The organism is Metabacillus sp. GQ13 (assembly GCF_059758525.1).
Genome location: NZ_JCAXET010000010.1, coordinates 115623 through 129627 on the forward strand (window position 1 = coordinate 115623; position 14005 = coordinate 129627).

Annotated in this window: 11 protein-coding genes; 5 read left to right on the forward strand and 6 right to left on the reverse strand. The window is 38.0% G+C overall.

What is annotated here, in order from left to right; all coding sequences use genetic code 11:
- Positions 1-12: 12 nt before the first annotated feature.
- Complete coding sequence (locus AC6CHR_RS13975; protein ID WP_498249560.1) at positions 13-1365, reverse strand: sensor histidine kinase; 1353 nt, start codon at positions 1363-1365, stop codon at positions 13-15.
- Positions 1362-2066, reverse strand: coding sequence for a response regulator transcription factor (locus AC6CHR_RS13980; RefSeq protein WP_498249681.1), 705 nt, complete (start codon positions 2064-2066; stop codon positions 1362-1364). The genes AC6CHR_RS13975 and AC6CHR_RS13980 overlap by 4 nt, the downstream gene beginning before the upstream one ends.
- 299 nt (positions 2067-2365) lie before the next feature.
- Between AC6CHR_RS13980 and AC6CHR_RS13985 the strand changes: the two genes are divergently transcribed.
- A complete protein-coding gene (locus AC6CHR_RS13985) occupies positions 2366-2563 on the forward strand; it encodes a hypothetical protein (RefSeq protein ID WP_498249561.1) in 198 nt (65 codons plus the stop codon).
- A gap of 268 nt (positions 2564-2831) precedes the next feature.
- On the opposite strand, the gene AC6CHR_RS13990 is transcribed toward AC6CHR_RS13985, so the two are convergent.
- Both AC6CHR_RS13990 and AC6CHR_RS13995 read right to left on the reverse strand, forming a co-directional pair.
- On the reverse strand, positions 2832-3974 hold the full coding sequence (locus AC6CHR_RS13990; RefSeq protein ID WP_498249562.1) for a toxic anion resistance protein: 1143 nt from the start codon (positions 3972-3974) through the stop codon (positions 2832-2834).
- A gap of 27 nt (positions 3975-4001) precedes the next feature.
- The gene (locus AC6CHR_RS13995) at positions 4002-4622 is read right to left on the reverse strand and encodes a 5-bromo-4-chloroindolyl phosphate hydrolysis family protein (protein WP_498249563.1); all 621 of its coding nucleotides are present in this window, start codon (positions 4620-4622) and stop codon (positions 4002-4004) included.
- Between the two features lie 567 nt (positions 4623-5189).
- On the opposite strand from AC6CHR_RS13995, the gene AC6CHR_RS14000 reads away from it, so the two are divergent.
- Entirely contained in the window at positions 5190-7031 is a 1842-nt protein-coding gene (locus AC6CHR_RS14000; protein ID WP_498249564.1) for an SEC-C domain-containing protein, read from the forward strand.
- A 46-nt stretch (positions 7032-7077) separates the two neighbouring features.
- On the opposite strand, the gene AC6CHR_RS14005 is transcribed toward AC6CHR_RS14000, so the two are convergent.
- A complete protein-coding gene (locus AC6CHR_RS14005) occupies positions 7078-7950 on the reverse strand; it encodes an ATP-grasp fold amidoligase family protein (RefSeq protein ID WP_498249565.1) in 873 nt (290 codons plus the stop codon).
- 206 nt (positions 7951-8156) lie between these two features.
- On the opposite strand from AC6CHR_RS14005, the gene AC6CHR_RS14010 reads away from it, so the two are divergent.
- The 3 genes from AC6CHR_RS14010 (at position 8157) to AC6CHR_RS14020 (ending at position 12897) form a co-directional block, all read left to right on the forward strand.
- A complete protein-coding gene (locus AC6CHR_RS14010; protein WP_498249566.1) occupies positions 8157-8825 on the forward strand; it encodes a response regulator transcription factor in 669 nt (222 codons plus the stop codon).
- Complete coding sequence (locus tag AC6CHR_RS14015) at positions 8822-10177, forward strand: HAMP domain-containing sensor histidine kinase (protein ID WP_498249567.1); 1356 nt, start codon at positions 8822-8824, stop codon at positions 10175-10177. The genes AC6CHR_RS14010 and AC6CHR_RS14015 overlap by 4 nt, the downstream gene beginning before the upstream one ends.
- 1241 nt (positions 10178-11418) lie before the next feature.
- Positions 11419-12897, forward strand: a complete 1479-nt coding sequence (locus AC6CHR_RS14020; protein ID WP_498249568.1) for a glycoside hydrolase family 5 protein — start codon at positions 11419-11421, stop codon at positions 12895-12897.
- 128 nt (positions 12898-13025) lie between these two features.
- On the opposite strand, the gene AC6CHR_RS14025 is transcribed toward AC6CHR_RS14020, so the two are convergent.
- The gene (locus AC6CHR_RS14025) at positions 13026-13811 is read right to left on the reverse strand and encodes a polysaccharide deacetylase family protein (RefSeq protein WP_498249569.1); all 786 of its coding nucleotides are present in this window, start codon (positions 13809-13811) and stop codon (positions 13026-13028) included.
- Between the last annotated feature and the right edge of the window lie 194 nt (positions 13812-14005).

Here is a 14005-nt window from a genome sequence, read left to right on the forward strand (position 1 = left end):
AATTGATGAGAATCAAGGGAAAATTGGTAAAATAAGTGTCACTGTTGTTCCCCTGTTCTCAAGACTGTCGATTTCAATTTTCACATTAATAGCATCAGCAATTTCCTTTGCCATTGAAAGCCCTAAACCTGATCCACCCTGCTTACGAGTTCTTGCTTTGTCTACACGGTAAAAGCGATCAAAAACTTTTGGCAAGTCATCCTTTGGAATCCCAATTCCTTTGTCTTCAATGCGAATTTTCACTTCCGTTGTGTTTTTTTCAGCGAATATTGATATCGATTCGTCACTATACTTTCTTGCGTTATCTAAAAATATAAACAAAAGCTGTTTTAATTTTTGCACATCGGTTTTTACGAAAATATCTTCGTTACTATTGATCATCATGGTCCGTTGATAGGCGTCCTGGAACACTTTTGCAGATTCTTTTATTATGCCTGTTATGTTTATTTGCTCGAATCGAATATTCCATTGCTCCTGATGTTTTGCAAGGAGCAACAATTGCTCGGTCAGCTCTCTCATTCTGATTGCTTCAGAGTGTATCGCTTCAATTGATTCTTCAAATAAATCGGGACGTTCAAGCCCTCTTCTTTTTAAAAGATCGGCATAGCTTTCAATAATCGTTAACGGCGTCTTCAGTTCGTGTGATGCATTGGATACGAATTGCTCTTGTTTTTCATAGTTTGTTTGTAGCAAGTCGATCATGTGGTTAAAGGTGGTTCCCATTTCAACAAGTTCATCCTTCGATTTCTCCTCAAGATCCAAACGCTTAAATTGACCGCTAGACTGAATTTCCTTCATTGTCTGGATCATTGACTTAATCGGGCTTGTGATAAGGTTACTTAGGAAACCTGTAGATACAACAGCTGGGATCATCGCAATCAAGGTGACGGCTAGTAAAACAATCCGGAGCACTGAAAGCATTTCTACTGTTGTTTCCATGCTCCTTATCGTTTGCAGATTAACAATACTACCATCAGTCCAAATCACCGGAATCGAAGTGAATACATACTTTTCCTTTTCGAACGAGATCATTTCACTTCTCTCTCCAGGATAAAAGTTACTTTTCCGGACATTTAACGCCTGTTGTGATGGAGAAGTTAACGAAGATAGCTTTTTATTTTCTTCATTAACAAATTCGATCATGCCATCAATTGGTACATAGGCTCGAAGGAGGTCACTTGGGGCTACTTGAGCCAAAGTGACCTTAATATCTTTGGCGATCTTTTCCGTCTCAGCCTTAGAGCGTTCGAGTTCATTCGTCATCATTAAATGACTGAAAACAAGGTAAATAGAGACATTCATTACGATTAACAGCACAATAAACAGTGCGGTTGTATATAAATTTATTTTATTTCGGAGTCTCATTTTGGATCCTTTAGGACGTAGCCCACGCCCCGAACTGTATGAATCAGTGGCTTTTCATATGTATAGTCAAGCTTTTTGCGAAGATAGCGAATATAGACATCAACGACATTTGTGTCGCCAAAATAATCGTAGCCCCATACCGCTTCTAAAATTTGTTCTCGGTTCAACACTTGACGCTTATTCTTTAATAAATAAAGCAGAAGATCATATTCCTTAGGTGTTAAGTCGATTTCATTTCCTTCTCTAATGACCTCTCGCGTCTTTTCATTCAGTTTTAAATCACCAGCCGTTAACCACTCTTCGTCAGTATCCTTATTAGTAGTTGGTGTACTTGTTCTCATTCTTAAAACCGCACGAATTCGTGCTAGCAGCTCCTCAATCTGGAATGGCTTTGTGATATAGTCATTTGCGCCAAGGTCTAACCCTGACACTTTATCCTCAACTGACCCCTTTGCTGTTAATAGGATGACAGGCGTGTAAACATCACTCGCACGGATGCGACGGAGTAGTTCGATCCCACTTAGCCCTGGCAGCATGACATCTAATAAAATCAAATCCCATTTATTCTCGCGATAGGCTTCAAGTGCTGCGATTCCATCATCTGCTTTGCCGATTTGATAACCTTCGTATTCTAATTCGAGCTCTAGTAGTCTGAGAATTTTTTCTTCGTCTTCAACGATTAAGATTGATTCTTTTTTGATTTGGATCGCCTCCTAGTTGTGGGGTCTTAGTTGTGGGGTCTGGCCCCTACAACTTATTGCTGGGGTCTGGCCCCGTTCTTTAAAAAGATAAAGCAAGTGCCACAAAATACTGGTTTTATGTCTATTTTCTTGTTATTTGACTAGTTCTCTTCTTATATAGTACATAATTTTGTAAATGTTTTCTATTGAAAGAACGGGGACTGGCCCCTACAACTGTTATTTGGGGACTGGCCCCCATCCATAGTTTAATATCCAACAAAGTTGACAACACTAATACCATTATTCCACGGAGGTGACGTATGAATAAAAAACAGTTGGTTATTTTTAGCTTTATCCTCGTTTTCATTCTTTCTATCGGCAGTACTTATGCGTTCGGTGAAGAACGTACTGAACCAAGGAAACAGCATACCCTTCAGCGAAAGATTGATAGGGAATTACGACAACCTAGTGATGCATCACCAAGGTTTGGCGATTCTGAAGAGAATAAGGTGGAATAAAGCAAAAATCCCGATAACTGTTGGATAGGTTATCGGGATTTTATTTCTGTCTAGGATGTGATAAAATTTTTGGACTATGGGTATGCGCTTCCACATCCAGCTCCAGAAGTCCGACTATGAAAAAGTCGGATGCCCAACGTCTAGTGAACTTCACCCTCCTCCATAAGATAAGTCTACATCGGAATCGCTTGTGCTCTTCGTGTTCCTTTTTCTCATTGCGGAGTGCTCCAGTTCATACGTCGCTGAACGGGCTCTTGCGCTTTTGTCCCTATTTCAATCTCGCTAATTTATTCTTCAAGTCCATCTCCATAGAAGCCAGATCCTGTTTCGCTTGAAGTCGTTTTGTTCGGCCTTCTGCTTGGATGCGGAGGGTTTCTTCAAGGGTTGAAACTAAATGATCTTGTACCTTTTTGAGGGTGTCGATATCGACGAGTCCTCGTTCGTTTTCTTTGGCTGTGTCGATTGTGTTTACTTTTAGCATTTCGGCATTTTTTAATAAAAGCTCGTTGGTTGTTTTTGAAACGAGTTTCTGTGCTTCGACGGCATTTTTTTGTCGAAGCAATGTGAGCGCAATTGCCAGTTGGTTTTTCCAAAGTGGGATGGCTGTTGTGATTGATGATTGGATTTTCTCAACCAATGCTTGGTTTGCGCTTTGGATTAAGCGTATTTGTGGTGCACTTTGCATCGTGATTTGTCTGCTTAATGTTAAGTCATGGGTCCGTTTTTCTAAACGATCAGCAAATTGCATGAGATCATTTACTTCTTGGAATGCCATTTGGTCCTGAGTTGCTTCGGCCTTCTTTTGTAGCTCTGGAAGAACCTTTTTCTCGATTTCTTCAAGCTTTAATTCTCCCGCTGCAATGTAGACGTTTAAAGCATGGAAATATTCTTTGTTTTGTTCATATAGCTGTTCAAGGACATTAATGTCTCCGAGCAATTCATTTTTAGAAAGGTCTAATTTGACACTTATCCGGTCAATTTGCGCACCTGTTTTTTGATATTTTGAGAGGACCTCTTGGACTGAGCTTGAAATCTTCCCAAACATACGTGTAATCAAATTTCGTTTTTCTGGTCTTAAATCATCTGGACTTACTTGTTCTAACTTTTTCATTAGGTCACCAATGATTTCGCCAATTTCGCCGCTATCCTTCTTTTGGACATGATCGAGCATTGTATGTGAAAAGTTAAGGAGCTTTGTTTGCGCCTGAGATCCGTATAGAGAAATTGACTGCTGGTTTTTCGGGTCAATTTGCTCTGCTAATGCAATCGCCTTTTGACGATTCTCTTCAGGTAAGACATCAATTAGTCGATTTGGTGTTGCTGGATTTTCTGAATTAGTCTGATTAAGAACTGCCTCATTTTCTCCGAAGGGATTTGAAAGCAAATCCTCTAGTTCATTATTTTTACTCATTCACGTAACCTCCTAGATTAATCATTTTTATTTATTTTTATTAATTGAGAGCTTTGCAACATCAAGCTCAAAATTGAGATTGTCAATATCCTTTGATAGTACCTCATATAAATCCTTTTCTATTGTTTCGGCTAAATTTGACATTGTCCTGCGCGTTTCCTTTAAAGAAATCATTAATTCGGCATTTTTCCTTGGTTGTGACATTAAAAATGCATATTTTTCACTGATCTCAACCATTGAATCTAAATGTGAATAATAAAAACGTTCAGCTAAAAAGAATCGTTTTGGTTCATTTTTTGTAATCGTATATATTTTATTTACAACCCGAAGGATTTCAATGTTTTGCTTAATTGTTGATACCGTTCGAATGTTTAAAAGTGACTTTCTAAGCCGTTTGATTTTTTTGCTTGCTTCATTTAAATTCTTTTTGATATATCGATAGTCATTTCTTGAAAGCTGATTCTGTTTTAAAAAGCTCTTTGTTGTTAGGCCTTTAACAGATAGGTATGCAACCGCCCCCCCACCTAACGCATAGGCACTTGAAAGCCAGAATGTTTGACCCAAGGGGAAAAAGCAAATCAGCCAAGCAGTACCTGTTGAAAAGCTAGCCACTGATGTACGAAGGAAGAAATTATATATTTGTTTCATTCATATCGACTCCTATAATTAACATACTACTATTAGTACGGATGACATAGAAGGAAAGTTTCACAGTTTGGTAAGCTCTTTTCAAAAAATTCTGTTTCTCTAGATAAAAAAATCAGTCATTGGATTTTTTCGTATAATTTGAAGCTAGTTTAGAAGCAAATAGCTGAGTCATTTAACGAAAAGAGCACGAAGATAGGTTGGATACGTATAGAAATGCTATTTCGAAAGGGTACAACCATTGCGAATGCAACTCTTGGTAAAAAACAATCGCTTGAATAGTTGAATGGATTCCTCTAAAATCACTTAGGGTGATGTATTTTGGTTTTTGTGGAGTTTTGATTTATTACATAGGTAAGTTTACGTACGTATTAGATGGAAAATTTTCTGTTGAAAAGAGTTTTATGAGGAAACTATAGAGAAGTTTACGTTTGAACTAAGGACTCTTTTCGCATTAATGAAAATGATCCTTTTAATGGCGGTCTAACGAAGGATACGTAAAAATCCTAGTGCCGATTTTTACTGGTTAGAGGGTTTTATAAAATATGAAAAGAGTTTGGGTGAATATTGTTGAGTATAAAACGAAATGATCCGTGCCATTGTGGTAGTGGAAAAAAGTACAAGAAGTGCTGCTTGAGTAAGGCTAGCATTAACCATATACAAGAAGTGAAAGAAGAGCAATTCTTTCAGCAAAAACAAACGTTTGTTTTAACTTTAAGAGAGTTTATAAACACAAAATTGCCTCGTGTTGAGTATTATCAATTGGAATCAGAATTTAAAAGGAGATCCCAGCACTCTATTAATGAGAAGCTAGAGAAGGGCTTTTTTGAGTTTTGGTTGTTTTTCTTCCATCGTTTTGAAAATGGGCTACGTGGAATTGAGTGGTTCAATGCAGATAATAAGGATAGTCTTGCAACCGACGTGAAGGAGATGGCAGATACTTGGCAGAAGCTTACTCCAAAAGTCGTCCAAGCTGTTAACAACGAGAGTGGGATTATTACCTTTGAAGATGTCTTTACAAATGAGCAATACCAGGTAAAACAGATAAAAGATAATGTTCCTAGCTTCAATCCTTGGTATGGCACGATTACTCTTTTGGAAGTATTTAAAGATACCTATTATTTCAATGGGGTTCGACTCTTCGAAGATCCAAGTGGTGTAAATCGAGCGGTGAAAAAGGTACAGGAGCTAGTTTCTTCTACGGATCTATGTTATGAGCAGGTTTTGTTTGACTACTATCCAGAGATTTTAGCAGCACTCACGGTTAATGATAAAGAAGATCGTGAAAGCAGAAGCATTGATGAGCATATCCTTGAATATAAGGTAGAAGACGCACAGGAACTCCTTGCATTTATTCAAAATGTTGAAGCATTCGAGATTGACGAATGGGATGACATGAATAAGCAATGCAGTTGGGCTGGCAGATGGTATTTATATACAGATAATCAACTTCAAGGACCGATTCATTTAGCTGAGGTCTATGGGAAGTTCACTGTGAATGATGATTTGTTGGTTTTTAATAGCCTGGAACAAGGTCGTTCAGAAGAATTCCAACAACTGATTCAAGGCTTACTTGATACAAATGCTCTATCATTCATTGACAAAAAAACGAATTCATTCTCGATTCCAGCTAGTGCAGAAATTAGAGACATGATGGTTGCCTTCGATAACGATACACCGCAATATTTTGCTCTCTATGCACAAAGTGATATTCGTTTTGAATTTGATAAGCCAATTCGTCAATTTGATGGGTTATCGATTAAAGAATTAATTGCCAATAATCGGGTAGACGATGCTGATCACTGGCTAAAACAAATCGAATACAATTTATATCAGCAGGTCAAGCAGCAATATAAAAACGTTGAAATCACAGCAGACTTTAACTCTGTTCGTAAAGAACTCGGTCTTCCTCTTTCCCTTTTTGTTACAGGTGGAGAAAACAGAGAAACGACCTTTACATTGATCTCAACGCCTAACGGAGAGCATTCTGCTGTTATTAACGAGGAAGATATTCCCTTCTATGAGCAGTTAGGCTTTACACCAGATACAACAGCCAATTATTACGCAAAAGATCTTGTTGCCTTTTTCAAAGAAAAAACTGATGGAAAATCAGAAAACACAGTCCGAAAGTATCGAAATAGTCTAGCAGATTTAAGAGTGATCTTAGAAATGCACTCCTTAGCTAGTTGGGAAGCATGTGACCATGTATTCTGGACCACAGTCTTTACAAAAGACTTCACTGATCTTTACGAAATACTGACTAAAACAGCCATAAAGGATTTCATTAGTACCACAAAAGCTCTAGTGAAATGGTTAGATCAAGAGCACAAAACCACTTTAGCTAAATTGGTAACAAAAGTCGTGAAAGAGACTGAAGAGGAATTGATGGCAGCATTAGTTGTACGTTCCTAATAAATAATGCATTAAGGGCCATCTTGTCTTGTTCAAGATGGCCCATTTAATAGGCTGATAGATCCACCATTGAGCCAAAAAGATAATCATACTCAACCGGATTGAAACAAACAAACCCACTCCCAGGTGTAAATGTTAATTCTCCAAAATAAACCTTCGAAGACGTTTGATACAGGTCAACACGAACAAACGGAAAGTCTTTAGAAAGGTTCTTCGCTATCGAAAGCATCTCATTTAGCATCGTTGGTTTCAATATCGGTTCTTCTAATTTTGGATAAAGCAATTGAAATTCTAACGGTTCCCAGTCCACATTGAAGATATTTCTCTTGTGGCTCTCAGCTCGTTCACTGTCCACCTGTATGAAAATCGGCTCACCTTTAAAGCAAAAGAATTTATAATCCTTTAGATCTATATCTTCCTCTGCTATATTCTTCTCAACGATTAATCTCCCTTTCATCGGCAAATAATTAGGTTCACCACTTATTTCAAAATAATTAGTATCGAGCCATTGTTGACACTTCTCTCTCATTCGCTCAATATCTAGCATCTTTTTATCTAGTACTAACTCATTCCAACCAGAACCATGTGTGGCCTTCAAGATAAATTGATCGGGCAGCTCTGCAAAATTAATTTCCTCAACAAACGAATAGACACCTAGAAGAGGGATTAAATACTCGTCCCCAATCGTTTTTTTAATGAATGATCTCACTTCATATTTATCAACAAAACAAGCATATTTCTCGAGCCTTGAATGTAATTTAAGCCACTGAATTTTCTCTGACAATGATTGCGGATTTGTTAATGAACAAGGATAACCATGATAATGTTGAAAGTAAAATTCTATATATGGTTGTAGCCCATATTCCTTTAGATATTGTTTTTTAAAATTGGCATCCCTAACATTTAACGTTACTTCCAACCTAGCTCCCCCTTTAACAGTAGTAACAGAACTACCTAATGCCTAAAGCCCCTATTTTTAATCTCAACATTACAAATTGAAAGACGAAAGTAGACTTTTAGACCTATTTTTAAATAGACAAAAAGGTCTTAGTGATTTAAATATTCTACCTCCTTTTCCCATTCTCCTTTCTCATGTAAGATATTTAATAGAGGGAGGGATCTCAAATGAACATTCTTTACATAGAAGATGATCTAGAAATTGGCGAATGGGTCCAAACTGACTTGCAAGCAAAGGGATATACCGTCACATGGCTGACGTCTGGGATAGACTTACCCAATAGTTACGACAAAATTGATCTCGTTATTTTAGATGTCATGCTACCTGGATTGGATGGTTTTTCATTAGGAAGAAGGGTGAAAAAGGCAAACCCTGATATCCCGGTTATTATGCTGTCAGCAAGGTCATCAATTGAAGATAAACTAGAGGGCTTAGAATTTGCGGATGATTACGTAACCAAACCCTTTCATCCAGAGGAACTTGCTAAACGGGTGGAAATCTTGCTACGCAGGTTTGAACGGAGTTCTATCGAGAAAAAGACGATCAAACATTTAGAGGTCGATCTAGCGAGTAATCTTATTATCAATACAATGACTGAAGAGGAAATCCTCTTAACAGGAAAACAACATCAAATTTTCAGCTATTTCATTAGACACCTTAATCAAATTTTAACGAAGGAACAACTATATGAAGGTGTATGGGAAGAACCATATATGGAAGGTGATAAAACGCTGATGGTTCATATACGCTTTTTAAGGGAAAAAATAGAAGTCAATCCATCACAGCCTGAAATCATCGAAACCATTCGCGGAATTGGCTATCGGGTAAGAGCATGAAGTGGGTTAAATCGTTACAGTTTAAATATTTAATGATCCTTTTGATCGCTGTTATGCTGCTTCCACTCTCCATTCCGATTGTTTCATCACTCATCTCATTACCATTCTTAGCTCTTGACCAAACAGAAAATACATATAAAGGCTTTAAGCAATTAGAAACGATGTGGCATCAGGAAGCGAAGGACTTGAATGATGCGACAGATGCTGAAATCAACCAACGGCTAGTCGTTCTTCATAACAAGTACCCAGATTCTCAAATATTCTGGGTCGATAAAACAGGAACCACACGAGATAAATTAGCTTATGAAGGCACACTCCCAAATCAGTGGACCCCTTCTTATACGGTCCAGTTTATGAAGGATCATTATGATGCAGATCCTTTCACGGTTGTTGCTTTCCTTGGTAATGACTCTAGCAATGGCTTTATCGTTATCGAAGTCGAACGGCAACTTTTAGAAGCGCCCATTCAACTGTTGACCGAACGTTATGGCTATCTTTACTTTTATGGGGTCGTTTTTATCCTGCTGCTATTTATTTGTCTATCATGGTTATTTTTTAGAGGCATTCATAAACGATTGATAAGGCTATCAAATGCGATGCAACACAAAAGTGACCTAGGTATCCCTCATACAATCAGAATCTCTAAGCAAGATGAAATTGGTCAACTCGAAAAAAGCTTTAATCAAATGATTACCGAATTGGAAAAAAGTCGAAAACGAGAGCAACAGGAAGAAACTCTGCGAAAAGATCTGATCGCAAATTTATCTCATGACCTCCGCACCCCATTAACAACAATTCGAGCCCAGTTATCCATTGTTAAGGATGAGGTAAAGTCAATGAAGGGAAATGACGCACTGACTGCTATTGATCAAAAAATTGATTATGTTAGCAAGCTGATTGATAACTTGTTTTCGTACACCCTGCTATCAGCTAAGAAATACCCATTTCACCCTGAAAAAACAGAGCTAAATCGCTTGATCAGAAAAATCTCTGCGGATTGGTATCCAGCATTTGAGCAGCATCACTTTAAAATTGACATCAAAACTCATGCTGAACCAATCTATTGGACGATTGATCCACAATGGATGGAGCGAATTATCGAGAACCTCCTACAAAATATTATTCGCCACGCTAAAGATGGCCAATATGTAAGGATCGCAATAACGAAAACCAATGATGCCACACAACTTCGCATTACAGATAAAGGAAAAGGCTTTAAAGAAAAAAGCAATCATCAAGGCGCTGGAATTGGCCTGACCATTGTCGATGTGATGGTGAAGGAAATGGGACTGGCTTGGTTTATTGAGTCAGATGGAGATGGGACGACTGTTAAAATTAGTCACCAGGATTAGTCATGTTGGCACCTACTATTTAGGTGCCTTTTCTAATTGAAACTACTTATTATGTTAAAGCTCTTAAAAAAATGCGGAAACCGGGCACCCCTCCTCCGTAATGAACCACTCCCTTATTTTGTGCTGCACCCTCCTCCGTATTGAACCAGTTACTCACCTTTTCGAACCACTAATCGGTGGAATTGAACCTCTTCCTTATTTTGTGCTGCACCCTCCTCCGTATTGAACCAGTTACTCACTTTTTCGAACCACTAATCGGCGGAATTGAACCTCTTTTCCCTTTTATTGAACCACTCTCACTATTTATTGAACCACTCCCTTATTTTGTGCTGCGCCCTCCTCCGAATTGAACCAATTACTCACCTTTTCGAACCACTAATCGGCGGAATTGAACCACTTTTCCCTTTTATTGAACCACTCTCACTATTTATTGAACCACTCCCTTATTTTGTGCTGCGCCCTCCTCCGTATTGAACCAATTACTCACCTTTTCGAACCCTAATCGGCGGAATTGAACCACTTTTCCCTTTTATTGAACCACTCTCACTATTTATTGAACCACATCCTTATTTTGAACTGCACCATCCTCCGTATTGAACCAATTACTCACCTTTTCGAACCACTAATCGGCGGAATTGAACCACTTTTCCCTTTTATTGAACCACTCTCACTATTTATTGAACCACATCCTTATTTTGAACTGCACCCTCCTCCGAATTGAACCAATTACTCACCTTTTCGAACCACTAATCGGCGGAATTGAACCACTTTTCCCTTTTATTGAACCACTCTCACTATTTATTGAACCACTCCCTTATTTTGTGCTGTCCCTTCCTTCGTAGTGAACCAGAAAATTTCCATTAACAATCCCCACCATTTACAAAAGATTCAATATTAAGTTAACGCTAACTTCAATATCCTATCATCACACTCTTTCTCATTACATTATCCTACTTTATTTTCATCCTTCTATAACAAAATGACTAGTCGATATTTAACCTTATAATACCTTTCGATCATTTTTTGCACTTTTCTGATATTTTAATTGTTAAATATATCGATTCTGTTTACAATTTAAAATGAAGTTGTTAGGTTAACGTTAAGGTAATTTTTTAGTGATTGTTAAAATAAAAAGTAAGCGTTTACCTTTCTCGTTTTTGTCTCTTCTTAGCTTTTAGAAAGGAGGTTTAACTACAGAGTTTAGGAGAGTTCAAAATAAACTAATTCTATGAGGTGATTGAATGTCAAATTTACGTAAATGTGCAACATTATTTTTAGCTGTTCTATTATTAATTTCTACATCCTTGCTGTTCTCACCCGGTCAAGCAAAAGCTGCTAATGGGTTTTATGTAAGCGGAAACGATTTGTATGATGCAACTGGTACACCATTTGTTATGCGCGGAATAAATCATGCACATTCTTGGTTTAAAAGTGATTCTACAACTGCCATTCCAGCAATTGCAGCAACAGGAGCTAATACGGTAAGAATCGTTCTCTCAGATGGTAGTCAATACACGAAAGATGATAGTAACTCGGTACGAAATCTCATTACCTTGGCCGAACAAAATGATCTGATCGCTGTTTTAGAGGTTCATGATGCTACAGGTAAAGATGATACTGCCTCTTTAAATAGTGCAGTAGATTATTGGATTAGTATAAAAGAGGCTCTAATCGGTAAAGAAGATAAGGTCATCATCAACATTGCTAATGAGTGGTATGGGTCATGGAATGGAGCAAATTGGGCTGACGGATATAAGCAGGCCATCCCTAAATTGCGAAATGCCGGGTTAACTCACACGTTAATCGTTGACTCAGCTGGGTGGGGACAATATCCTGCATCAATTCATGATTATGGAAAATCCGTATTCAATGCAGATCCACTTAAAAACACGATGTTCTCGATTCACATGTATGAGTATGCTGGCGGAGACGCTGCAACAGTTAAATCCAATATCGATGGTGTGATTAATCAAGACCTAGCCTTAATTATTGGTGAATTTGGGCATAAACATACTGATGGTGATGTAGATGAAGCAACAATCATGAGCTACTCACAACAAAAAGGTGTAGGCTGGTTAGCGTGGTCTTGGAAAGGAAATGGTTCTGAGTGGAGTTATCTTGATCTGACTAGCGACTGGGAAGGAAACAATTTAACAGCTTGGGGACATACAATTGTAAATGGTTCTAATGGTTTAAAAGCCACATCTGTACCTAGTGCTGTTTTTGGGGATAGCTCAGGTGGCGATACTGGCGGATCTGAAAATACAGCTACAACACTATATAATTTTGAAGGAAGCACGCAAAATTGGACAGGTACAAATGTATCTGCTGGGCCTTGGTCGGTAACAGAATGGGCTACTAATGGAAATCATTCACTTAAAGCAGATGTCCAATTAGGAAATGGCTCTCAACACTTTTTATCTGGATCAAACAATCAAAACTTAAGCGGTAAATCAACTTTAAAAGCAACTGTTAAACAGGCAAACTGGGGATCGATTGGTAATGGAATCCTTGCAAAATTATATATTAAAACTGGATCAAGTTGGACTTGGTATGATGGTGGTCCCGTTCAAATTAATACAAGCGGTACAACTTTATCTCTGAATCTATCCTCTATCCCTGATTTAAGTAATGTTCAAGAAATCGGTGTTCAGTTCACCGGTGCATCAAATAGTAGTGGTCAAACTGCATTATTCCTAGATCATGTAACCATACAATAAAACGAAAAAGATCAGCTATGTGGGGACGAACCTAAATTAGTAAGACACTATACAAAGCACCTCCTTAATGGCCATACTTTAAACAAGTAGAGCACATTGATCGGAGGTGTTTGTAAAGGCAAAAATGGTTACTTTTGATAAGGCATATTTAATAATGCCGGAACAGTTTCAAATTCGATCTCCTGTTCCTTCAGAGCAGGGATAATTTGACGAAGAGCTTTTACGGTGTTTGTTCGATCTCCATCCGATTCTGCACCGTCATGCATCAGTATAATCGCACCCGGTTGGAGATGACTTAACACATTATGAGCAATCACCTCTGGTGGTGACTCCTGCCAATCCAATGAATCAACAGACCAGCCAACAACTGTATAATCCAATCCTTTTAGCTTCCCGACTAATTCATTGTCTAAAAATCCATATGGAGCACGGAACAATTTCGTTCGATAGTTAATCAGTTTCGCTAATGCTTCTTCTGTATTTGTTACTTCTCTTTCAAGTGCAATATCTGCTTCTTTTACCAGGTTTTGGTGTGAATATGTATGATTCCCCACAATATGTCCCTCATCAACCATTCGTTTAACTATGTCAGGATGTTTTTCTGCACGTGACCCTATTAAAAAGAATGTTGCTTTTATATGATACTCTTTTAAGATGTCTAAAATGATGGGCGTAAAACGAGGATCTGGACCATCATCAAACGTTAACGATACTTTATTTTCCGTTTGTTCCCCTCTTAAAACAACTGTCTCAGGGTATCTTTGTTGTAATACACTATTAGAGACTGGGTAACGAATCCTCTCCTTCTCCTCTGCATCATCCTGTTGAGCGTGAGCATGCAAGCTTACAGATGGAACAACACCACTAGTGATGAACATAATGATAACTAGGAACCTCAAACTACTTCTCCTCATTCACTTCTCTCCTTTTTAATTTAAATAGTGTTATTTTCCATTCACCTTTTTATTCATATATGGACAAAACAAATTGAAATTTTTTCGCAAATTCCTACCACGCTTCACTTTCCATCAATTCGTTTTTTAAACAAATTTTAAACAAAACCCCTACTTCGTTTTAACTCTAATCACCTATTCTTATAAAAGAGGTG